Origin of the sequence: Embleya sp. NPDC059237, from assembly GCF_042754105.1 — a bacterium.
Lineage (GTDB): Bacteria > Actinomycetota > Actinomycetes > Streptomycetales > Streptomycetaceae > Embleya.
In genome coordinates this window covers 297,062-320,694 of record NZ_JBHZAE010000013.1, presented here as the reverse complement: position 1 = coordinate 320,694, position 23,633 = coordinate 297,062, and the positions used below count along the sequence as shown (strand labels likewise).

10 protein-coding genes are annotated in these 23,633 nt (G+C 70.5%); 3 read left to right on the top strand and 7 right to left on the bottom strand.

Annotated features, from left to right (window positions below; translation table 11 throughout):
• Nucleotides 1-19: 19 nt before the first annotated feature.
• The 6 genes from ACFXKZ_RS35185 to ACFXKZ_RS35160 are packed head-to-tail and all read right to left on the bottom strand — an operon-like array spanning nucleotide 20 to nucleotide 18,838.
• On the bottom strand, nucleotides 20-1,876 hold the full coding sequence (locus ACFXKZ_RS35185; RefSeq protein WP_380006071.1) for a hypothetical protein: 1,857 nt from the start codon (nucleotides 1,874-1,876) through the stop codon (nucleotides 20-22).
• The gene (locus tag ACFXKZ_RS35180) at nucleotides 1,869-7,133 is read right to left on the bottom strand and encodes a hypothetical protein (protein ID WP_380006069.1); all 5,265 of its coding nucleotides are present in this window, start codon (nucleotides 7,131-7,133) and stop codon (nucleotides 1,869-1,871) included. The genes ACFXKZ_RS35185 and ACFXKZ_RS35180 overlap by 8 nt, the downstream gene beginning before the upstream one ends.
• Entirely contained in the window at nucleotides 7,114-10,398 is a 3,285-nt protein-coding gene (locus ACFXKZ_RS35175; protein ID WP_380006067.1) for a hypothetical protein, read from the bottom strand. Before ACFXKZ_RS35175 ends, ACFXKZ_RS35180 begins: the two co-directional genes overlap by 20 nt.
• Complete coding sequence (locus ACFXKZ_RS35170) at nucleotides 10,395-11,552, bottom strand: Kelch repeat-containing protein (protein ID WP_380006065.1); 1,158 nt, start codon at nucleotides 11,550-11,552, stop codon at nucleotides 10,395-10,397. Before ACFXKZ_RS35170 ends, ACFXKZ_RS35175 begins: the two co-directional genes overlap by 4 nt.
• Before the next feature lie 28 nt (nucleotides 11,553-11,580).
• Nucleotides 11,581-16,194, bottom strand: a complete 4,614-nt coding sequence (locus ACFXKZ_RS35165; protein ID WP_380006063.1) for a DUF6603 domain-containing protein — start codon at nucleotides 16,192-16,194, stop codon at nucleotides 11,581-11,583.
• A gap of 1 nt (nucleotide 16,195) precedes the next feature.
• Complete coding sequence (locus ACFXKZ_RS35160) at nucleotides 16,196-18,838, bottom strand: S8 family serine peptidase (protein ID WP_380006061.1); 2,643 nt, start codon at nucleotides 18,836-18,838, stop codon at nucleotides 16,196-16,198.
• Nucleotides 18,839-19,584: 746 nt separating this feature from the next.
• On the opposite strand from ACFXKZ_RS35160, the gene ACFXKZ_RS35155 reads away from it, so the two are divergent.
• The gene (locus tag ACFXKZ_RS35155; protein WP_380006059.1) at nucleotides 19,585-20,607 is read left to right on the top strand and encodes a helix-turn-helix domain-containing protein; all 1,023 of its coding nucleotides are present in this window, start codon (nucleotides 19,585-19,587) and stop codon (nucleotides 20,605-20,607) included.
• 275 nt (nucleotides 20,608-20,882) lie between these two features.
• Nucleotides 20,883-21,422 (top strand): GNAT family N-acetyltransferase, encoded by a 540-nt coding sequence (locus ACFXKZ_RS35150; protein WP_380006057.1) that lies wholly within the window; start codon nucleotides 20,883-20,885, stop codon nucleotides 21,420-21,422.
• Here the strand turns inward: ACFXKZ_RS35150 and ACFXKZ_RS35145 are convergent.
• Nucleotides 21,416-22,063, bottom strand: a complete 648-nt coding sequence (locus ACFXKZ_RS35145; protein ID WP_380006055.1) for a helix-turn-helix domain-containing protein — start codon at nucleotides 22,061-22,063, stop codon at nucleotides 21,416-21,418. The genes ACFXKZ_RS35150 and ACFXKZ_RS35145 overlap by 7 nt on opposite strands.
• Before the next feature lie 548 nt (nucleotides 22,064-22,611).
• On the opposite strand from ACFXKZ_RS35145, the gene ACFXKZ_RS35140 reads away from it, so the two are divergent.
• On the top strand, nucleotides 22,612-23,247 hold the full coding sequence (locus ACFXKZ_RS35140) for a hypothetical protein (RefSeq protein WP_380006053.1): 636 nt from the start codon (nucleotides 22,612-22,614) through the stop codon (nucleotides 23,245-23,247).
• Nucleotides 23,248-23,633 lie beyond the last annotated feature (386 nt).

Genomic DNA, 23,633 nt, shown 5'->3' with positions numbered 1-23,633 from the left:
GGCGAGATCGCGCTCGCGCCTACCCGCCTCCGCCGGACGGCGGTGCAGTGTCGGTGAGGAAGTCGAAGGCCAGCCCGCTGGAAGCCTCGCCGCGGCCGGGGGTGCGGTGCGCGGCGAGCCAGACCGAGACCCGGCCGTTGCGCCAACGCGTGCGGTTGTAGGCCACCGTCACCCCGGTGCCCGTCTGCGAGACCTCCTCCTCGTGGACGAAGTACGGCCGGCCCTGGTCGAACCCCTCTCGCAGCAACGACGTACGAGCGCGCACCGGCAGACCGTCGACCACCCCGGGCATGGCCGCGCGTTGCAGCCGGATCTTCCGGTTCTGGCCGGGCACGTGTACCGGAATGAACGGAATCCAGTTCTCCGGCACCGAGTTCATCGCCTCGTAGGCCACCGGCGCGACGGCCGGCGGCGGGTCGGCGGGCGGGTGCAGGCGCAGCCGGTGCGCGAGGATCTCCGCCGCCACCTCGCTGCCGCGCCGGGGCTCGCCGGTCGCCAGGCGCACGGTCTGCTCGACGCCCCACACCATGTTCGCGCTCTCGTCGCGAACCAGTGCCACCTCCTCCAGGACCGGCCCCTCGGCGATCTTGGGCACGCTCGGCGGCAGCAGCAGGTCGGTGTCCGCCGCGATGGAAGCGTCGCCGATGGTGTCCAGGGTGAACATCGACCAGCGCTGCCAGTCGGCGTCGTCACCCGAACCCGCCGGCGTGATCCACAACTTCCGGCCGAAGACGTCGGTCACCGCGAGGCCGCGGATCGAGGCCAGCGTGCCGACGGGCAGATCGCACGGCAGCCGGAACCAGTCGTTGCTGTAGACGAGCGCGAACTCCAGGAAGATCAGCCGCGCCAGGTCCGTGCTGTCCGGTCGCACGGCGGCGAAGTTGGTACGACCGTCCTCGACGGCCCACCAGCGCGGCAGCGGCATGCCGGAGAACCGCACCGGCGCGGGGAAGACGGTGCGGTTGAGCGCCGCCGGCGGCGTGGTGGTCCCGCCGAGCGGACCGGTCGGATCGACGGAGAACGCGTGCCAGTCGAGGGTGCCGCCCGGATACTCCCGCGCGGTGAGTACCTTCTCCGCGCCGCCGGGGGTGCCGGCGGCCACCGAGAATCGGTGTTCGAGGCGTGCCGGGTCCCACGTGGTGTTGCCGGTGTGGGTGGTGGGGTTCTCGGTCGGCTGATCGATCAGGGTGTCGAACCAGTCCACCAACCGCCGGCCCAGCTTGGTGAGTTCGTCCCGATGCAGACCCAACAGCCCGGAGATGCCCTCGTAGGCGGGGCGACCCCGCTTGAGGTCCAGGTAGAACTCGTACCCGTCCATCCGGCGCCCGGCGATCGCCTGCATCGTGGACCAGACCTCGGGATGCGCCACCCGGGGGGTGTCGGCGTCGACGGCGGGATCGGGCAGCGCGATCGGGTAGCGCGCGATGTACTTCTGCCGCACGTTGAGGCTGATCAGGTTGAGCAGCAGGTTGCGTCCGACGAGCTTCATCCACCGGCGGCCGATGGCCAACCTCAGGTCGAAGGAGATCCGGTCCGCGCCGAACGCGAACGGCAGCGCGCGCCGTTCGGCGATCGTCTCCAGTGGGCGGTCGGCGGGCAGCGGCTCCACCGCGCCGTCGGTGGGTCGGAACCGGGTGGGGGGCGAGGCGACGACCGAATACGTGGCGGTCACCGGCGAGCCGGCGTCCGCGCCGCGGAACTCGCCCATCTGCCACTGCCGGGTGAGCATCCACAGCGGATCGCGCACCTCCGCGCGCAGCGCGCGATCGAAGTCGGTGGTGCGGGGTCGTCCCTCGAGACGGTTCCACAGGCCGACCGTGGGTGCGGAGCGCTGTTCCAGTGCCTCGCGGAGGTTTTCGATACGGAGCTCAGTCACGGGCCTTCCAGCGCAGGTTGGCGATCGCGAGATCGGTGCTGATCGTGATCGGTTGTCGAGTCGCCGACATGACCGTGGCCGGGAGCAGTTGCGCGTAGGCGGTGTCGTCCAGGTGTTGCGGCTCCACCGCGCGGATCCGGGCCAGCTCGAACGTCTCCTCGACGGCGGCGACCAGGTCCTCCCAGGCCAAGGGGTCGGTCGCGACGGGCGGTACGACCAGGAGCATCGCCTGCGGGGGCTCGGAGTCCGGCGCGTCGAAGTGCACGGCGATCCCGGTGGTCTCCCGCTCGGCGGGGATCACCTCGGTCCACTCGTCGAACAGCAGGCCGCAGCGTCGAGGGCCGGCGAGCAGGGGCTCGGGCATGTACTGCGCGGTGAACAGCAGGCGATCCTCGACGATCGTGGTACCCGCCTTGAACTCCATCGCCAGCCAGTGGTCACCGGCGCGATAGGGGAACTGGATCGGGGTCAACTGCGGTTCCTGCCAACCCACCACGTTGCTCAGCAGCCCGCCCGGTCCGCGCAGCGCGTCCCCGAGCGCGACGGCCTTCTCCCACAGGCGGGGCTTGTCCCGCACCCGGGCGACGCCGTGCACCCAGTCGTCGACGGGGAAGTCCCGGCCGAAGTCGTCGACGAGGTGCCGGACCAGAGCGGTGCTGTCGGTGCGGGCCTTCTTCCAGTCCTGGGCCAACTGGTCCGAAGGGGTGAACTCGGGTACCACCAGGACGTCCTCGCCGAGCATCGCCACCAGCGCCTCGGTCGCGGCCCGGACCCGATCCGGGTCGGTCGCGGCCTGGTCGTACGCGGCGAGCGCCTTGTCGCCGGCGGTGAGCCGGCCGGTGACGTCGACCTGCAACGCCTGGGCCCGGCCGAGCAGATCCCGCCCCAGCGTGACGATGCGGTCCTCCAGCGGCGTCAGGTCCAGCCCGACCGCGTCGAAGGCGCTCAGCGGCAGCAGCGCGCGGACGTCGGTGAGCAGCGCGCTCAGCGTGGTCCTGGTGGTGCGGGCGATCCGCTTGAGCCCCTGCAACCGGGAGTCGAACGCCGACCTCCTGGTGCCGACGGTGGTCCGCAACTTCGCGGGGGTCGACGGGCGCGGGCTGGTCGGCGTCGTGGTGAGCAGGCGCTCGGCCGCCTCCAGCAACCGGTACCGATCCTCGGTGGGCGTGGAAGCCGGCAGCGCGTCGTAGCGGGCGATGAGCGTGTCGGCCTCGGCGAGCGAGAGCGTCATCCGGTCCGCCGCCACGTCGACGGTGTCCAACACGTCGTGGAACAGCCCCCGGCGCCACTCGATCAGCTCCGCCCAGCCGCTGCGCAGGAGACCGAACCCGCCTGCCGTCGAAGCGAGTTGGCAGTGCGTGGTGAGGAGCGCGTCGATGCGGGCCAGGATGTCCGTGCGCTGCGGTGGAGCGGGGTCGGGCGGGTACAGCGACACCAGCGCGGCGAGGTGGCCGGCCACGCCGGCGCGCAGTGCATCCAGGCCCGTGCGCACGGCCGCGGGCCGTTCTCTCGGCACCACGACCGCGTCGTCGGCCGAACGATCGACGGTGCCGGCCCCCGAGGCGGGCATCAGGTCGGTGGGACGCAGCGACCGGGAGGTGGTCACCAGCGAGCGCAGTGTCTCCACCAATTGCGACATCTCGAACACGGTGACCTTGCCGGCCACCCGCGTGGCGTATCGGATGGCCGGCGCTACGTCGGGGCGCGGCTTGTCGCGGGTGACCACGACGCCGATGATCCGGTCGTCCAGGTCGGTCATCGCGGCGTCGTCGGTCGGCCGGATCGTCCACAGCAGGTCGATGGGTTGCAGTTCGAGGTCGGCCTGGGTGACCACACTGCTGCGGGGCGTGCCGTCGAGCGGATCGGTCCAGGTAACCAGGACGGCGACGTCGGACTGCGCCGGCAGCAGGGTCGGCAGCCAGTCGTTGACGGCGGGTTCGGCCTTGGCGCGCGGGCCGTCGCCGCGGAAACGGCTCGCACCGTTGTTCGGGGCCAGTCCCGCGGTCAGTTGCACGGCGAAGCGGTGGGTGAGGGTGGTGCCGCTGCGAGGGGTCTGCACCACCGCCGGTTCGGGCGGGAAGCCCTCCTTGGCGTAGGCGTCCAGGGTCGCGGAGGCGCGTTCGGTGTTGCCGAGCATGACCTGATGGGTGCTCTCGGCCACCGCGAGGTCGGCCAGCGCGTCGTGGATGTCGAGCAGGTGTCGTACCTCGGTGTTCATCGCGGCCTGTTCGTCGGCGGAGGCGTCGGGCATGTTCTGGGCCCCGAAGGGGTACTTCGGCTCGGCCGGCGGGCGGGTGGCGCGCAGGACGAGTTCGAGCCCGTCGACGACGTTGCGCGCCTCGATCACGTCGATCTCGTTGCGCTCCCGCTCCGCGACCTCGGACAGCCGGCCCGCGCGCAGCGGGAACGCGCGACGCAACGCGGGCAGGAAGCGATCCAGTTCGATGCCCGGGTGACCGTCGTGCAGCCCGCGTTCGAACCGCTGCCCGAGCAGCGCCCCGAGTGACCGGCCCGCGCGCAGCCCGTCGAGGAGACCGAGCGCGATCCGTACCCGTTCGGAACTCAGGTTCACCGCGAACGAACCGGGGTGGGTCGGCGAGCCGTTGGCCAGGTAGCCGGCTCGCAGCACGGCGGCGGTCACCGCGTGGCTCGGCGAAGGGGTGTGCGTGTAGCCGCCGTTGCGGCGATCGTGGGTGATCGACGTGGTTCCGAACACGGTCGCGAGTTCTCCGGTCAGCGCTACCGAGGTGAGCCCTTCGGTATCGCGCGGGCGCACCTTTTCGAGGCGTCCGTAGCAGCCCAGGTGCAGCCCGCGCCGGGGGGTTCCGCCGCCGTCGGGGCCGAACCGCAGTTCGGACAGGCGTTCGTTGGCCAGTGCGAGCAGCCAGGCGTCGAGCCGGTAGGTCGCGCAGTCGAGGTGTTCGGCGAACACCCGCTCCAGTCGGGCCGTGGGCAGGTCGGCGAGGAGTGCGATGGCGCCGAGTTGTTCGGCGAGCAGCGCGGTGTCCGGATTGCCGGCGGCGAGCGCGCCGGGGATGAACCGGTGCACCACGACGTTCGGGTCGGTGCTGTGGGTGATCTCGGAGTCGGGTGTGTACAGCCGGCGGTATCGGCTCTCGCTCATCGGCGGCTGCGTCTCGCCCTGTCGCTGGGTCCTTACGTGGACGAACGGCGGGTCGGCGAGCGAGTCGGGGGGTCGGTGGGCGGAGACCGCGAGTCGGCGCCCGGTGTCCTCCCAGCCGAGCAGGACCGCGTGGCGCAGCAGCAGGTACAGCAGCGCGGCGGGTGGCCGATCGCGGGCGAAGCCCTTCTCGAGGCGGATCGTGTCCAGGTCGGTGCGGCCGTTGTCGACGAGCCAGTGCAGGTAGTTGCGCGCGTCGGGCGGCGCGGTGTAGGCCCGAACCGGGTCGGTCTCGGACAGCGGACGGTCGTCGACGAGCGGGGCGAGCAGGGGGTGTTGGGTGTCGACGAACAGGCGGTGCAGCAGCGCCGGGTCGGGGCGCTCCGGGGGATGTGCGTCGTAGCCGAGCCGCTTCAGGAGTTCGCGGATGGGGTCCGGCATGTGCAGGATGGTGTCCAGTGCCTCGGTGACCTTGGTGCCGAAGCCGCGAAGATTTTCCCGGTTGAAGATGTCCTCGACGCTCTGCGCGTGCCGCTGGTGGTACTCGGCGGAGGTGGGGTGCAGCGCCAGGATGTCCAGCAGCCGCTGATGCGGATCGGGGTTTCCGGTGTCGACGGTGGCGACCTTGGTCTTCGCGGCGGCCCGCCAGTCCGCCAGCGCGGCACGCAGCAGGGTGTTCAGGGCGATGCGGTGGGTGGATGCGGCCGGCCAGGTCATCCGGCTGAACGCGGTGGTCGGCAGGATTCCGTACGGCTGTCGACCGATGCGAACCGAGGGGATGGGTCCGCGTCCGCTGACGTTGCGGACGAAGAAGTCGCGGGTTCGGGCCACGGTCTGCTCCGGCACGATCGGATGCAGCGTGGTGCGCAGGAAGTTGCCCCAGGTCGCGGGCCACAGCGCGGCGTTCGCGGCGCGTGCGTCGCGCTGGTCGGTACGGTCGGCGTTGGGCATCCCGGTCAGGATCGCGGGGTCGATGCCCAGGAGTTCGGCGAAGCACTGGCCGTCGGTGCGTGCGGTCCAGTCTTCGGGCGCGGCCGTGGCCGCGTACCCGAGGGTCGTGCGCAGGGCGGCGTCGATCTCCTCGCGGGTGTCCTGGCCGGCGGGGGCCTGCCCGGTGTTGTTCGTGGGCGTGCCCTGGGGCAGCAGGGTGTAGCCCGCCGGGCTGCGCAGTTGCCGGGTGATCAACTCGCCCAGTTCGCGGGCGGATTGCTGGGGGTCGGTGCGTTCGCGCAGGCCCAGCACGATCAGCCGGTCGACACCGTTGCGGTTGTGCTCGTCGAGCGGGACGCGGATGCCCATACCCACGTCGACGGCCGCGGTGAAGTCGGTCAGCCAGCGCAGGGCCGGTGGTACGCGCAGCACGCCGGTGCGTTCGTCCACCCTGAGCTGTTCGCCCGTATTCGTGCCCGGGTCCGGGCCGACCGTCAACTCGTCGGGGACCGGCTTGCCGGGGACCGAGAACACCCGGGTCTCGCCGACGTATCCGAGGGCGACGAACCGGTCGGGCAGCAGGCGTGCCTTGGCGGGACGGGTCCACGAGTCGGCGGCGATTTGGGCGGGGCGCGGCAGCACCGGGAAGGCCACCACGACGTTGTCACGGGGGTCGGTGGGCGCGGCGTCGATTCCGGGCGGGGGCCTTTTGCGGATCTCCTGGGCGCGTACGGGGCCGACGGCGGTCAGCAACGCGGCGTCGGCGGAGCGCAGTCGGGTGCGGTCGCCGTGTGCCCGCCACACGGCGGTCCAGTAGGCGATCGTGGGTTGCCGGTCGGCCGCGGCCGGGGCGGTCGGGCCGATGAGCACCAGCACGACGGTGTCGGCGGGCACGTTCGCGGGTTTGTCAGCCTGGTTGGTGGGCGGGTGTTCGCCGCGCAGCCACGTCGCGCGACCGGGAGCGACCCGGGCGACGAACTCGTGCCACGCCACTCCTTCGCCGCCGGCGTCGCCGGCGGCCCGCCACACCGCGGTCCAATAGGCGCTCAACGCGGCGAACTCGGCGGCACTGGGCAGGGGTTCGAAGGTATCGACGGCCCATTCGTCCGGGAACACCCGGATCAGCAGCTCGGTGGAGGTGAAGCAGGTCTCCAGTCGGACGGGACCGAGGAGTACCGGAAGGTCGTCACTGAGCCGGTCGAGCATCGAGCAGCATCTCCTGTGCGTGTACGGCGATCAGTACCGGTGCCTGAAAGAGCATGTAGGCGACGTCCGCGGAACTCAGCCGCGAGTGCCACAGCGGCAACGCCGCGTCCTCGCGGCGCTGTTCGCGCTTTTCCTGGTCGTCCTCGGAGCCGTCGAAGGTCACGAGCGGGAACTGCACGGCCGGATCGAGGGTGACGAAGCCGCGGTCGTGCGGGTCGACGTCCCGCCAGGACACGTCGTTCCACACCTCGATCGGGGTGCCCGGGCCGTCGTCGGCGCCGAATCGGGGATCGCCCGGGCGTTCCTTGATCACGAAGAACCAGCCCGCGTCCCCGGGCGGGTTTCCCCGGGCCTGAGCGGCCGTCAGATCGAAGCCGAGCAGCGTGATGTCCGGTTCGACCTTGGCCTCGTAGATCGGCAGCTTGACCAGGTCGGGGGAGGGGTGTTCGTCGTCCGGAACCGGCGCGAGCACACGTTCCACGGTCGGGTCGACGACGCCGTCGTCGTTCGTCCCCCAGGTCGCGCGGTGCGCGTACACGGCCGCCGTCGGGTACTTCTTGAGCAACTCGCCGCGGATGACCAGGACCAGCTCCTCCTCCTGGACCAGATCACGATTGTCGTGCCCGCCCAGTACCGTCGCCGGCGTCCAGGAGTCCATGCGGGTGATGTCGTAGAGGCGTTCGCGTCGCTCGTCGGGTGTCTCGCCCGCTCGGGGCAGTTCCGCGCGCGGGTCCCAGAACTGGCGAAAGGGCGTGCCGCGTTGATCGGTCGGGTATTCGCGCCACAGCAGCTCGCGGGCCATCTCGTGGTTGAGGCCGGCCATGAAGGCCTCGATGAACTCCTGGTCGGTCGCCAGGAGGGTGATCGTGTTCGGCGGAATCAGACCCAGGTTCGGCACGAACGTGTCGACGGACATGTCCAGGAGCGTTCGGTACATCGGCAGGTCGACGACGGGATACGCCATCGCCTCGATGAATCGTTCGGCGAACGGCCGCAGCCGCGTCGGCAGGCTCACCTCGCTCAACAGCTGCCTGGGCACGGTCTCGTCGGAGCGCAGTGCGCCGAGCACCCGATTGCCGACCGGGACCACGCCCAGCGGATCGCGGGAGGGTGCGCGCCCGCCGACGGCGGCCGTGTCGAAGCCTCGATGCAGGTCCCCGATTCCGATCTTGAACCGCTCCGCCTCCTTGCTGTCCGTGCCGCCCGAGTGCGGGACCACGCCTTCGCCGGGCAGGCTGATCAGGAAATCGGCGCTGGTGGGCAGGTTGTCCAGGGGGTCCGACGATGCGAGAAGGTCCGGCGGGTACGACCGGGTGGACGCGGCCGGGGGAGGGCTCGGCGGGGGCAGTACGGCGGCCAGTTTCGCCGGGGTGACAACCGCGACGGGCGTGCTCTTCGGTGCGGCCGCGACGATCCCGGAGGCCGGGTCGTCCATCCTGGGCAACAGTGCGTCCGGCGGTGGTCGCTCGCCGTCGAACGGCAGCGTGCGCATCAACCGCGATCCCAGGCGGGTGATCCGCCGCATCGCCGGCGAAACCGGCGCGGCCGAGATCCGGCTGCCCGCCACCTTGTACTCGACGGCGACCAGCGGGCCCGCGTCGGCCGCGTCGGCTCCCGTGGTTTCGGGCGTCGTCACCCGCGAGCCGGTCGGCGTGGTCAGCCGCAATGCCCGGCCGCTGGGGACGGGGAGCGAGTCGGCGGCCGACCGCTCGGTCGGCGCGCTCGGCGACGACAGGTGCTTTTCGTGCAACACGCGGCCGACCTCGCGGACCAGTTGCGCGGCCCGGATGCGGTCGTTGGCCGCGAGTACGTCGCCCACCTGTGCCCAGGCCGCGGCCATGAACTCCTCCTGCCGCGTCTGCACCACCCGGGTGCCGAAGTTCGCGGCGATCCGAAAGCGCGGATCGAGGTTGAGCCGGTGTACCCAGTTGCGGTTCTCCGGCGCGGCGATCGGCGTGCCGTCGCGCCCGGTCAACAGCCGCGTGGTGCGCGCGTGCCAACGCCCGTACAGCGGAGGTGTGATCACCGGGTCGACCTCGGCGATGGCGACCGCGGTCGGCGGGCCCGGTGCGATGGCCGACCGGGCGTGCGCGAGCGCGGGCGCGTGTTCGAGGTAGTCGTCGGCCAGGTTGACCAGCTTGGCGAGCGCCTGCTGGAACGGGTGCGGATAGGGCAGGGGAACCGGTGGCGGGGGCAGCGGTGAAGGCGGGGGCGGTGGAGGGGGAAACCGACCATCCCAGTTGTCCCACAGGTCCTGCTTGCGGTCGGGGACGCGCAGCGCCCCACCGAGTTTGAGGACGCCGCCGAGTTCGGCGGGCGTGGTGATCCCGGGCAGCCCGGGACCCGGCGGGCGCCGCACGTCGACGTCGCGCCGCCCCACGCGCTCGTCGGCGTGCCCGGGTTGCAGCAGGCGGACCAGGTACTCGAAGTCGCCCGCGCTGCCGGTGCCGAAGAACCACCGGTGGTAATAGGGCAGTTGTCCGGATGACTGGCGGTGGGGATAGTCCGTTCCCCAGGCGGGGTGGGCCGCCGTCGGCGCGGCCGACGGGTCCAGGCCCAGTCCGGCCAGGCGTCCGGTCTCGAACGCGGGCACCAGGAAGGCGTGGTATCCGGTGTTCGGCAGCAGGTGGCGCGGACAGATCAGGCGGGAGCAGGCCCGGTCCGGCCGGGTGCCGAGCACCCCGCGTAGCGCGGACAGCGCCGCGGACATGTTCTCCGAGACGATCGGAGCGTCGAGCTCGCCGTCGACGTGCACGTGTGCCCACGCCCCGAGTTGCTCGGGCGGCGGCAGGGTGCCGGCCGGGTCGGCGACCGTGACGAACGGCAGCGGCCGGCCGGGGAGCGCGCCCTCGGTGAACTCGCCCGCCTCACCCGAGTCCGTCGGTCCGGCCAGCACGATCAGCGCGAGCCACGGCCGCAGCCGTCCGGTGTCCGCCTCGGGGGCCAGCGGGCTGTACTGCCAGGGGAAGTCCTCGTCGTAGAACTCGATGTGCGCCAGGTAGTTGGGTTCGGCGTTGGTGACCCACGCGCGCGGCTCGGTCCGCGAGACGACCCGTGGATCGATGCCGACGATGTCACCGGGCCCGTACAGCTGGACCTTCTGCTCGACGAAGCGCTCGGGCGGTTGCCCGCCGATCGGCTCGGCGGTCAGGTGCAGCTTGACCGGGATCTCGGCGCGGGTGACCGGGCCGGTGGGATCGGCGGCGATCCGGGTGGCGATCCCGCCGCGCAGCCACGGCAGGAAGGAATACGCGTTCGCCGTCACGAACCGCTCCCGAACACCTCGGTGGTCGCGGTGAGTTCGCCGACACTCGGGTCGGCGGCGGCCAGTCCGGCGCGCACGGTCCCACCGGTGATCAGGACCCGGCCGTCGGACAGCGCGGTGGCGGCGAACGCCCAGCGGCCGATCGCCGGTCCGGTCGCGGCGCTCCAGGTCCGGGCCGCGTCGTCGAAGATCAACGCGCTGCGATAGCCGACGCCGTCGCGCACCTCGGCGGTGCCGCCGACGAGCAGGAATTTGCGCGAACCCAGCGGCACCACGCGGTGGAAGCCGCGACCGCCGGGTGTGTCGGGCATGGCCGTCCACTTCCCCGTCGCCAGGTCGAAGCGCTCGGTGGTCAGGGTGGGGAACGGATCGAACGTGCCGTCGCCGGGGATGCCCGGAGTGGCGCCGCCGAAGGCCAGCACGGTCGTGTCGGTCGCCGCGACGGCCTGATGGCGGCTCCTGGGCCGGAGCATGCTCCCGGTGGGCGCCCAGCCCTGGGCGGGGGTGAACAACTCGCAGAACGCCAACGACGCGTCGTCGGCTCCGGAGATCGGCGCGGTGCCGCCGCAGACCAGCACCTGACCACCCTTGAGCAGCACCGCCGAGTGGCCGGATCGGGCGTCGGCCATCGGCCCGGCGTCGGTCCATGTGTCGGCGTGCGGATCGTAGATCTCCGCCGAGCGCACAGCCTTGAGCGAGTCCCCGGAGCGGATCGCCACACCACCCGCCACCAGCACCGTCTTGTCCGCCAACAAAACGGCGCTGTGTCCCCAGCGGGCCTCGCGCATGTCGGCGACGGCCTTCCAGGTGCCGTCGCCGACGTTGTAGATCTCGGCGGCGGCCAGGCCGGGGGACAGCCGCGAGGATCCGCTGGTGCCGCCGGCGACCAGGACGTTGCCGTCGTCGAGCCGGGTCACGGTGTGCTGCCGGCGCGGGAAGCGCAGCGGGACCGCGGCCGTCCAGGTTGCGGCCGTCGGTTCGTAGACCGCGGTCCTGGTGAGCACGACCGACGCGGCGTCGATGCCGCCGACCAGCAACACCTTGTCGTTCTTCAACAGCACGGCGTTGTCGTACTGTCCGTACCAGGCGGCCGACACCGGCAGATCGCCGGTCTTCGTCCACGTTCCGACGGCCGCGGCTGCGGGACTGGTCATGGGGTCGAACCCTTCGTGGTGGCCGGGGTCATGGCGTGAGGATCTCGGTGCCGGCGGTGACGACGGCGGTTTCGGCGGGTGCGGCCGGCCCGGCCAGCACCACACCGCCCGCGGCCAGCACCCGCCCGTCCGCCAGTTCGATCGCCGCGAAGTCGGTACGGCCGCCGCCCAACCCCCCGGTGGAGGTCCAGGTGCGATTGACGGGGTCGTACAGGATCGTGTTGCGCAGACCCGCGGCGACGGTCGGCCCGGCGCTGCCGCCCGACACCAGGACCCGGCCCGAACGCAGCAGCAGCGCTCGATGACCGCTGCGCCCACCCCCGGGCATGTTCGCCGCCGGAGCCCAGGTGTTGGTGCCCGGGTCATAGCGCTCCGCCGACGCGAGCGGGGCGAGCGTGAACCGGCCGGCCGCGGGGACCTCGGTCGCATCGCCCCCGGTCACCAGCACGGACCCGTCGGCCAGGGCCGTGGCCTGGTGCCCCTTGCGCGGGGTGTTCAGGCTCGCGGCCACCGACCAGGTGCCCGCGACCGGATCGTACAGCTCGCAGAACGCGAGCCCCCTCGGCCGGCCGCCGGTGGCCGTCGCGCCGCCGACGACCAGGACCCGGCCACCGGACAGCACCGCGGCCCGGTGGCCGGAACGGGCGTCGGTCATCGGCTTCGCCGGGGACCACCCGCCGGTGCGCGGGTCGAACAGCTCCGCCGAGTACAACGCGCGGCTTTCGGTGCCCCGGGCCCCGGTGCCGCCGGCCACGAGCACCGAGCCGGTGCTCAGCAGCGTCGCCGAGTGCCGCGCCCGGGCGGTCTTGGGGCCCGTTCCGGCCGGGCTCCAGGTGCCGGCGATCGGATCGAAGATCTCGGCCGACGCGAGCAGCGCCCCGTCCGCACCCCATCCGCCGACCACCAGGACCCGGCCGTCGTCGAGCACGGTGGTCGAGTGCCCCCGGCGGGCCTCGGCCAGATCCGCGGCGGCTTTCCAGCTCTTGTGGGCCGGATCGAACAGGGCCGCCGCCTTGATCGCCCGACCGCCGCCGTCGGCGCCGCCGGCCACGAACACGGCGCCGCCGCCCGGACGCACCGCCTCCAGGCCCGACGCCGCCACCGGCAGCGCGGTCGCCTCCGTCCAGGTACCGGGAGTGGACAGCGGCGCGGCCACCTCGGACACCGGGATCACATGCAGCGTGTTCGCCAGGCTCGGGTCGGCGTGGACCCAGTCCGCGAGCGCGTCGGACGCGCTCGCGAGGCTGCGGAAACTCGTCGCCCCCCGGTCGACGTCGGAGGTCGGCGGGAACGCCTGGAGGTTGTCGCGCCGGTAGGCGACGGCGTACCGCTGCCCCGTGATGCGGACCGTGTCCTCGGCCGCGAAGGGTTGGCGCTGCTGGGCCTCGCGCCGGGACAGCGACGAGCGACTGGTGCTGTTGCCCTCCAGGAGCCGGTCGTAGATCGCGCTGCCGACGTTGTGGAAGCGCTCGCGGCGGGTGGATCCCGGCGCGGCGGCGGTGCGCTGCGCCCGCACTGCGGCGGCACCGCTTTTTCGACTGTCGAAGATGTGCAGTTCGTAGCGGGTGCTGCGGCGGACGACCCGGGCGGAGGCGAGCGCCCCGCGCTCCGCGCTCAACTCCAGACCGGCGTCCTGGTCCTGATACGACGCGGCGGACAACTTTGCCGCGTCGTCCATGTCCTGGAACTGGGCCATCGCGAACTTGTCGTCGGGGACCGACAGTTGCACGAGACCGCTGTCCGACGCCGGGGCGATCGTGAAACGTTTGCCGTCGCTCGGCCGCTGCGAACCCACGCGGTCGATCCGCACGTTCAGCGGGATGGCCCGCTGCTGCACGAACAACGTACCGCGCGGGTGCAGCACGAGCCGGTCGGTGTCGGGCAGCGTGCGCAGTGTGACCCGGGTGTCGCCGCCGCCCGGGGGCAGTACGGTCCGCCAGCCCTCGACCTTGGTGATCTCGCTCGCCAGGAGCGGCAGCACCGCGATCGGCGGCAGCGTCGTGTTGCGTTCCTCGCCCCAGGCGATGTCGAAGTCGGCCGAGATCTCCAGGAGCAGCAGGGAGATCGAACCGCGACCGCGGGCCCGCCACGGCGACGGCCCCTCCAGGCGGAACCGCAGGTCGATCCCGAAGACCCCGACCCCGAACGCCTTCAGCGAGACACCGGCGCCGATCTCGATGACGAACGCGAACGGCGAGAACCGGAACAGCGCGTCGAACGCGAGATGCCCCTCGATCCCGAAGTCCGAGAAACCGAACCGTAGTTCGGCGGCGGCACCGAACTGGGCGGTGTTGCTGGTGAGGGCGAAGTAGCCGGATACCCGGATCAGGCCGCCGGGCCGGTTGAGGATGTCGATCGACAGCCGTTTGGGCACCGGGAACGGCAGTGGCGGCGGCTTGAACGCGGGGTGGAAGCCGCCGACGGTCAACACCAGATCGGGGTTGTCGCCCCAGGCGACGAGCAGGCCCATGCCGCCGTCGAGGGTCATGGTGAGAATGCGTGATTCGAAGAGTTGCGCGAAGAACCACAACCGCGACTTGTCGAACTCGAACGCGCCGATGAACGCGACCTTCAGGACCAGGAGCGCGAGCTCCTCGGTGGGCAGCGCGCACTCGAGCACACCCAGGACCGCCAGGTTGCCCGGGATCTCGATCACGACGCCTAGCGAGACGCTCACCAGCGTCGGTGTGCCCCAGCCGATCTTCGCCATCGGCCCGATCAGGAACGTGCCCTGCTCCGGCGGGAAGAAGGCGCGCAGATCGCTGAGGATGCGCGGGGCGTTGGCCACCACGTCCTTGGGGAACATCACCGATTCGACCCGGCCGGTGCGCACGCCCTCGGCGAGCGCGGTGAGGTTCATGCCGCGGTTGAGCCCGATCAGGCCGCCGACGGCGAGCAGGGTGAAGCCGTACCCCAGTTGCAGGCCGCCGGCACCGAACTCGGTGGTGATCACGATCAGCATCGAGAACCCGTCGGAGCCGTCCGGCATCCGGGTGCTGATCAGGCCGATCGCCTTGAGGTCGAGGAAACCGGCGAACTTCAGTTCGAGCGCGCCGGAATACTCCCCTCGCGCGGAGTCGACGGACAGGAAACCCCCTCCGGCGACGACCCCCGCGTCGACGGAGAGCCCGATGCCGGTGGGCGGCTTGAACGCGAAGCCGATGTCCAGGGGACCGAGATTGCCGCCGTCGCGAAAGCGCGCGGAGACGATGACGCCGACCCGGTCGACCGTCGCCTTGATCGGGCCCAGCTGCGCCGTGAACCCGGTGGAGATCTCCAGCGGCAGCGAACCGTCGGCACCCACGCCCACGCTCAGGTACAAGGTGGTGACCTCGACCGGGCCCAGTTCGAGGTGGGTGGGGATGGCCAGGTCGAGGGAGCCGCTGCCCTCCAGACGCAGGCCGTCCGAAGGCGACCACAGGGCGCGCAGCGTGAAGTCGGATTCGACGCGTCCGCCGCCGGTGATCGTGCCGATGAAGCCGTCACCCTCGGCGAGGTCGATCAGGACGTGACCGTCCACGAAGTCGATGTGCGCGGTGGGTTCGACGGTTGTGGCGGCGCCGGGCGCGGCCTGTGCCTTCAGGCCGAGCGCCGCGGTGAGCCGGCGGACCTCCAGCCGGGAGCCGCCCGACTTGCCCAGCAGCACGATGGGCTTGCCGTCGGCGCGCTCCGCTGTCGTGCCGAGACCGGCATCGAGGGTCAAACCCCCGGTTGCCGGCCGGAGTTCGATGCTCAAGGGCGGCCGGATGTGCCCTTCGAGCCCCGGCTCGAAACGGGTGCGCGCCTCCACGGCCAACTTCCACAGCGGGCTCGGGGTGTACGACCGGAGGTAGTCCTCGGTCGCCGCCACGTCCACGCGCGCGGTCAGCGCCGGCGGGGTACCGCTCGGGTCGACGGCCAACCGCAGCACATAGGCGTCCAGTGCCTTCGGCCCACCGGCCGGCGCCTCGTAGGTGAAGTCGCGGTCGTGGGCGACGAGATGCTCGGCGATCAGCCGGAACAACTCCCTGCCGTCGAACGACGGTTCACCGAAATCGAAGACGTCGCCGAAGAGATCGCCCGGGGCGGTGAACAGGGTGGGCAGGCGGTCCAGCCGCAGGGTGCGACGTCGGACCTGCAACACGGTGGGGTCCCGGGGGTCGACGGCCCCCGGCACGTCCGTGACGATTCCGAGCAGCGAGAGCACGTCGAGCGCGTTGCGACTGCGGCCCTGGATGTGGGTCAGGAGCGCGTGGTCGAGCAACCGGCGAGGCACCTGACGCACTTCGGCGCGCAGCCGTACCCGCTGTGCGTCGCTCAGCCCGACCCCGCCGACCACCGCGGTGTCCAGGGCGGGCGTCAGCGCGGTGATCGCGTCGAGGACCTGCCGCACCGCCCCCAGGAGGCTGACGCCCTCCAGGGTGATCCGTGCCCCGACATCGGCCGCGATCGCCGCGTCAAGGCGCGCGACGATCGATCCCAGGCCGCCGGACTGGATGGCCACCGTGCCGATCGCCCCCGAGGCGGCACCCAGACCGCCCGGCAGCCACAGACCCAACTCGATGAAGAACGCCTCCCGCCGGTCCGCGGCGAGCCACTGCTCCAGCGGACGCAACGCGTTGGCGAGCTCCCGGGCGAGCAACTCCAGTGTGCCGGCGGCCATGTCAGCTCAACCCCGCTCGTTCGTCGAGATCGGACAGCCGTGCTCCGGGCAGTTCGAGCAGGAAGTCGCGGTGCTCGGTGATCGCCTCGCGCAACGCGGGCGACCCGACCCGGGCGAGTTCGTCGAGGAGGCGGGCCAACCCGTCGCCCACCGACTGCCCGCCGAGGGTGCGCGGTACCGGCTCTTCGTGGGCGAGATCGCTGAGCAGCATCCGGCGCAGCAGCAGCGGACCGTGCATGCGATGCCAGGCCACGAGGACACGCCGGTCGTCCTCGACGAGCAGTCGCACCTCCTCGTGGTGCGTGGCGGCCAATTCGGCGACCCGGCGGCCCGTCGGGGTGGTGGCCAGCCGATCGAGGACCTCGTGTACGCGCGTGACCACGGGCACGTGCGCGGCGGGATAGGCGGCGGAGGGCAGGACGAGCGGTTCCCCCGCGGCGGCGTGCTCCTTCGCGAGCGTGGTCGGCATCGCGGCCAGGATCGCTTTCTCGGCGTTGACCCGACCGTGGCCCCAACCGCTGTCCAACTGTGTGGGAGGCGTCGGGGGGACCGGCTCGTCGCGGGTCTCGATCAGGTGTTTGACGATGGTGAGATGGTCGAGGTTGTTGTTCGCCTCGAACATCAGCGCGATGACGCCGGTGACGTACGGTGCGGCGGCGCTCGTCCCGTCGACCGCTTTGAGCAGGTTCGGCGGCTGGGCTTCGGCGTTGGCCGAGATGATGCCCTTTCCGGGAGCGCACACTTCCGGCTTGAGCCGGAGATCGGCGGTCGGTCCGCGGCTCGAGAATTTCGCGAGTGTGTTGTCCGTGGGGTCGTACGCCCCCACGGTGAGGGGAAGTCGGGCGCTGCCCGGACTCAAAATGGTTCGGGTGGGGTTTTGATCCCCGAAGGTGAAACGCGCGGGTGTGTCCGCGATGGTCTGGATGATCCAGCAGTCGAACGGTGTTTCGGTGCCCTGGGTTTCGCGCAATGTGATCAGCCAGGGCCCCTGGGTGATCGGCCCGTTGGCGGGCGGGTTGATGGTGACCGAGATATGCCGTTTGCCGCTGAGTTCATCTCTCAGAACGGAGTTGACGGACACGCGGTGCGCCGTCGTTCCCGTCCCGAGGGTTGCCACCACGCTGGATCCGGGATTGACGGGTGTCGGCAGCGACTGCCCCACGCCGGGCTGGGGTCCGCCACCGGCCAGAGGCGACGCGGTCAGGTTGAAACTGAGTCGACCGGGGCCGGAGTACCAGATGTGGAGGTCGTCGGCGACACGATCGTTGGGTTCGATGTCGAGTGTCAGTGCCACCGGGGCACCCGTCGGGCCCGCGGGTACCGAGCCCATCGCGTGCAGCCCGCTGCCGTCGAACGTCGTCGGCGCCGGCACCGGTGGTGGTGCGCCGGGGGGCGGCGGAAGATGCAGTTCTCCGTCGTTCCCGGCGGCGACCACGAACGACCTCTTCGTCGAGCCGGCGAGCGCGTCGTCGAGCACCGTGTCGAAGTTGGCGGTGCCGTCGTGCGCGGTGTCACCGGTGCCGAAGCTCATGTTCACCACCACAGGTCTGAGGGGGGCTCCGTCGGGACGCCACCGCTGTTCGAGGATGTGGTTGATGCCCTGGATGTTCTCCGCATCGCCGAAGGGTGAACGGACAACGACGAGGTCGGCGTCGTACGCGATGCCGACGGTCCGTTTCGGACTGCAACAGCCGGGCAGGCCGAATCCCGCCGCGATGCCCGCCGTGATGGTTCCGTGCTTCGCCCAGTCACGGGAGACGAAAGGCGCGGGCGGGGTCGCGGCCAAGGCGGTGTTGATCTGATCCCTGGTGAAGATCCGGCCGCGCTTGACGACGAGCTTGGGCTTGGTTCCTCCGGTGAGCGCCGTCCCGATGCGGATCGCCTGGATCTGCGTGGTGTCGAAGATCGTGCCGTCGTACCGCCCGCCGAAGTCGATCTCGATCGGGGTCGCCGGGAGCGGACCGCCGGTGATGGTGACATCGCCGGGGTTGATCCCGGCGAACCCGTTGAAGGCGGTCTGCAGGGTGGCGGCGGTCAGCGGAAGGGAAAGGATCGCAGTCTTTTGATCCGGCACCGTGCCCGGCGGCTTCCACGCCAGGATGAGCGTGCCTCCCGTCGGGTTTCCCTCCGCCGCCAGTGTTTGATGGAGTGTCAGGTCCAGCAGCGAGGCGATTCGAGTGGTCCCGTCGAGCCGGCGAAAGGCCGGATGAAAGATGTCGATGCCCGAGTCGATGATGCCGACGACCACACCCCGGCCGGTGAGCGTCGGCGCGAAGGCGTGCACCGGGTCGGCCGGGTCGACCAGGTCGTCCCCCGGGATCGATTCGCCCGTGGGTCTCAGCGGTCGCGACTGCCGATTGCTCTGGATCGCGACGACGTTGGCGAGCGCGGCCACCCGCGCCAGATCGCCGGCGGCGATCGTGCCGATCGCGACCCGCTCGGACCGGAACTCGGTCCACAGGCCCGCGTTCTCGATCATCGCGAGGTCCCCATTGAAGCGGACGGAGACCTTGATGCGCTCCAGCCGGGCGAACTCCGTGTCCGGGTCCAGGCCCGCGTCCGCCCCCTCCCGGCCGTGCGAAGCGGCGTACTCCAGCGCGCGCACCCGTGCCGACAGCGGTTCGTCCAGCTTCGTGCTCACCATTCGGCCCTCACACCCGATCATCGACGTTCGCGGTGACGGTGCGGCAGGCATGCCGAACTCACGCTTGCTGGACGAGAGGTTCGAAACCGGCCGGCGACAATCCCAACTTGGCGGATGGCCCTCAGCATGAGTCGCGGGAAAATCCGCTGTCAACCATCCGAATCCCCGGCGTGGCGCCCGCGCGACGCGCCGACCCCGCCAACTTCGCACCCCCGCAGGGGAAACGGACCCCTACCGCGCGACACCACATCTCACCCGTCCGGACCAGCCGGTGCGCCCGGAACCATACGCGACGGCGCGAAGGCGTGGACACACGAGGGACCGGCCCGCCCCGATCGACCGGGAGGCCGCCGCCATCCCGCGTGCCGGTACACGCACGACCGAGCGGTCGGGACGCACCGTGCCACCACGAGCGAATTGCCGACCGTGGTCAGTCGACCGGTACGCGTGGGCCGGTTCCCTCACGCCCGGAAGCCCCCAGCGCATTACGTACGACGCGGGCGACCCGGGCCGTGTTCGGCGGCGCGGTGAACTCGGCCCGGCCCGCGGGTGTGGACCGGGTGGTCCGCCAAGCGCCGCCCTGTACCGGCGCGTCCACGGTCGCAGAGTGCGCTTTCGTACAAGGCGACCGCTCAGCGGCCACTCCAAAATGGGCACGCGGCGCCCGCAAGCTGCTCCGGGAGAGCAACGTAGCGCCCTGAAAGGGACGTTGCGCCGAGAAAAACGGCGGACCGAATGGAGAGGTGATGATCGAAGTTACATTCACGACCGATGTTTTACCGAGGCAGGACCGCTGGGCAAGTTGGTACGACACCGGAACCAAGTCTCATCTGCCGACGTTGATTCACACCGACCATCAGGACGACTTCCGGGGCTCGATACGCCTTCTCGATCTCGGCTCCGTGCAGATATCGACACTGACGTACAGTCCGCTGCACGTGACGCGGACCTCGAAACTGATCCGACGGTCGGACCCGGGCATCTATTACTTCGTGTTCCCTCGGCTCGGACAAATAGGAATCGCTCAGGCGGGTCGTGAGACAGTGCTGACCTCGAAGACGTTGGTCTACTACGACACCTCGCGACCCTTTACCGCCTGGGCGACCGCCGGAGACGGGACGGTCGCCGGCTGCCTGATCCTGCAGGTACCCAGAAAGCTGTTCCCCGTCCGAGCGGAGGCTCTCGGCCCGCTCCTCGCAGCTCCCGTGGCGAGTCGGGACGGGCTCGGCGCGCTACTCGCCGGCCATCTCGACCAGCTCGTCGCGAACGCTGCCGGCTATACCCCCGCGGACGCCGCTCGCCTGGCGGCCATCACCATCGACCTGTCCGCCGCTCTGTGCGCACACGAGCTGGAATCCAAGGACACCTTGCCGCCGGAGACACATCGAAGGGCGATACAAGCACAGGTTCACGCGTTCATTCGGGTACACCTCGGCGACCCCGACCTCTCGCCGGACACCATTGCCGCAGCTCACCAAATTTCCACGCGCTACCTCTACAAGCTCTTTCAGGATCAGGGCCTCACGGTGGCCGATTGGATCCGCAGGAGTCGGCTCGAGCGCTGCAGGCGCGATCTGGCCGACCCCGCCCTGCGTTCCCGTCCGGTCCTGGCCATCGCGACCCAGTGGGGTTTCACGGACGGAGCCAACTTCAGCCGCGTCTTTCGATCCGCGTACGGCATGCCCCCCGGAGAGTACCGAAGCCATCATCACGGCGAGGCCGTGCGAGAACGGACAAGAACCGTGCAGGCCACGACAAGGACTTCCTGACTACGTCTCGACAAGCTGGTTCCCGACAGGCGGGGAATCCATGAAGATTCATTCCATCCCGCCCCCCGACCCCCCGACCGGAGCGATCGTGCGGCAGGGCACGATCTGGAATACCGCCGGTCGGGACGCGGGCCGGCGGTACGTCAACAAGTCGTTCCCGGATAACCAACCCGGGGTGACCCTCAAGACGGTGAGCTTCCGCACCTGCTCCGGTAATTACCCCTCGGACAGCATTTCAGAGGTCCCAACGATGAGGCTCGACAAAGGAGTTCTCGATGCTGCGGCCCGCAAGCCCCAACGATGTGGAAAGGATCGCGGAGATCTGGCAACGAGGGTGGCGCGATGGCCACCTGGGACACGTTCCCGAGGCTCTCGTCGCCGTCCGCAGCGCGTCGTCGTTCAGGACACGGGCGCTCGAACGTATGGACGCCACGATGGTCGTCGACATCGATGAAGCGGTTGGGGGTTTCGTGACGGTGATCGACGACGAGGTGGAACAGGTCTACGTATCGAAGCAGCACCGCGGCACGGGGGTGGGGGACCTACTGCTTGCGCAAGCCGAGCGCCTCGTCGGCGCCGGCGGCCATCGTCGGGCGTGGTTGGCCGTCGTGAGCGGCAATGCCCGGGCCCGCAGGTTCTACGCACGCAACGGCTGGGTGGACGAAGGCCTGTTCGACTATCCGGCCGACGCCGTGACGGGTTCCGTCCTCGTCCCTTGCCATCGGTACATCAAGCCTGTCGCGAGAACACTCGACGGGCGGCCGACCTTCACTCCTTCGGCGAGTTCGGGCCCCGCTGGGTGGCGGTATCAGTGATCGAAGACGTCCGCCAACCGTCCCTCGAGGGGAGCTTGGCCACGAGGGGCGGCACGGTCCGCGAGAAGGCGCAGCCGTGCGGGGGTGAGTCCGGCCAGGTCACGGAAGTCGCGGTTCATGTGTGCCTGGTCGTGATAGCCGCACGCGGCTGCCCGGTCGGCCAGTGACCGGCACGCGTCCGAGGGCAGAGTCAGCGCCCGTTGGAACCGCAGGATCCGGCTGACGGATTGCGGCGGGAGCCCGATCTGCTCGCGAAAAAGCACCTGAAGCCGCCGCGGACTCCGGCCTGTCACCGCGGCCAGATCCTGGACGGACAACCGCCCGTGAGATGCACGCAGCCGACTCCACGCTTCCGCAACGATCGGCGACGGCGACGGCGCCTCCACCATCCGCCGCGCCAAGGCGTTTTCGAGGACCGCCCAGCGCCCTTCCCAATCCGGCACCGCGAGGAGTTGCTCGGTGAGCCCGGCCGACCAGCCGGCGCCCAGCACCGCATCCGGGTGTACGTGATGGTGGGCCAGGTGGTGCAGCGGCAAACCCAGGCACATGTACGCGCCGAGCGGAGTGAACTCCACCTCGATCGCCTCCGCGACGCCTTCGTATCCGCCCCTGATCGACGACAGCTGCAGACCGGCGAGCATCGCATGCCACGTCGTTCGCACCGCCGGCGCGCTCGGGGCCTCATGGACCAAGTGAAGGGGATTTCCCCACCCCAGGATCAACGTCACGGTGGCCGAGGGAAGAGTGAGCCTGAGCGGTCCCCGACCCGTGGTGCGATGACCCCTGAACATCACCACATGGTCGCGTAACCGTCCGGAGGGGCACCGCTCCGCGTATTCGCCCCCACCCCTCGAATCCGTGGACATTCCAACCTCCGTTACGACCATCGACTCGGCCCGCGACGCCTGCCGCTGCGCGCGTCGGTCGACGACTTCGGCGCGAGAGTGCGCCTTCGTACACGACGACCGCCCAAGCTCCGCAGCAGTCTTGATGCCGCCCGCGTCGAACCCAGCCGCTCGAGGGGCAACGACCGCAACACCGTTGTGGAGAGATGAATCGATCATGCCGTGATCACCGACGACTGACAACGGTTCGGTTCCGCCCGGTTGCGGTCCGAACATTGAGCAAGACCTCGTGCGTCGCGGCGGCACGTCGCCGTGGACGCATACGAATGAACACGGGAGTGCGAATGTTGGCGCGAGAATACGGATACCAGGTGTCGTCGCAGGCGGCGATCCACACCCCGGGCATCCAGGACGAGTTGGTCCGCGGTCGGCGCACCACACTCATCGTCTACGCGGGGATAGCGGGACCTCTTGTAATCCTCGCGTTGACGATGGTGCTGATGTTCACCGTCGGCCTCGACACGCGGATCCACTACACCGCGATGGCCGTCTGCCTGGTGGTCGCTTTCGTGGCGGCGATGTTCAAAGGGCGGGCGGATCGGGTCGGTACAGGCGCGGTCGTGCTACGCAGCCAAGCCTGGCAGGTGTGGCCATGCCGCGTGGATGACATCGAAGGAAAGCTCACCGAGCGACGACTGTCACTGCTCGCACCCGATGGCAGCGCGCCGGCGACGTTTCGGACAAAGATGCCACGAAGCGTGTGGTCGGCGATGACCGACGGTCGCGGTGTCCTGTGGTGCGCCGGCGACCTGCGCTTCGCCCTGATCGTCGCCGCACCCGGCGGAAGCCCGTTCTGGGTCGCCACACCGGAGACACCACAGCAACGAAACGAACAACGCCCCCGCGACCTCGAGAGCTCCTCGCTCGACGTGCTGATCAGGGAGGCCAGGAGCAACGTCGTTTGGAACCTGTTCGGATAGCCGCCGCCCCCGCCCACCACCGCCGCCCCACCGCAACCCCGGGCAACCCACCAGCCCCCCCGACGGGCCCACCCACGATCCGGCGGCATCGATCGCCGGCCCGGTGCCGATCGGGTAGTGGCGGGGCGGGGTCGGAGGCCGAAGTCCACGACGCGGACCGTCTGTCCGGTCCGAGTGGCAGCGAATGGGCGGTTGTACCGCGACGCGGAAACGACGAAGCCGGCCCCGAACCGCCCGGTCGACCGGTCCGGTTCGTACCGCCCGCTCAGGTCATGTCCCGGTGCCGCCACGTCTCGGCCGCTCACAAGGCGTTGTTCGCCCTGTGCGGCCGGCTTGGTGGGAAGTCACCTGGCTGCGGCCGGCGCCGCGGACAGCGCGACGGCGTC

Bases quoted from the DNA above. Each gene is read 5' to 3' on its own strand.
- ACFXKZ_RS35180 (WP_380006069.1), bottom strand. From the start codon at position 7,133: ATGCTCGACCGGCTCAGTGACGACCTTCCGGTACTCCTCGGTCCCGTC.
- ACFXKZ_RS35170 (WP_380006065.1), bottom strand. From the start codon at position 11,552: ATGACCAGTCCCGCAGCCGCGGCCGTCGGAACGTGGACGAAGACCGGC.
- ACFXKZ_RS35165 (WP_380006063.1), bottom strand. From the start codon at position 16,194: ATGGCCGCCGGCACACTGGAGTTGCTCGCCCGGGAGCTCGCCAACGCG.
- ACFXKZ_RS35160 (WP_380006061.1), bottom strand. From the start codon at position 18,838: ATGGTGAGCACGAAGCTGGACGAACCGCTGTCGGCACGGGTGCGCGCG.
- ACFXKZ_RS35155 (WP_380006059.1), top strand. From the start codon at position 19,585: ATGATCGAAGTTACATTCACGACCGATGTTTTACCGAGGCAGGACCGC.
- ACFXKZ_RS35150 (WP_380006057.1), top strand. From the start codon at position 20,883: ATGCTGCGGCCCGCAAGCCCCAACGATGTGGAAAGGATCGCGGAGATC.
- ACFXKZ_RS35145 (WP_380006055.1), bottom strand. From the start codon at position 22,063: ATGCTCGCCGGTCTGCAGCTGTCGTCGATCAGGGGCGGATACGAAGGC.
- ACFXKZ_RS35140 (WP_380006053.1), top strand. From the start codon at position 22,612: ATGTTGGCGCGAGAATACGGATACCAGGTGTCGTCGCAGGCGGCGATC.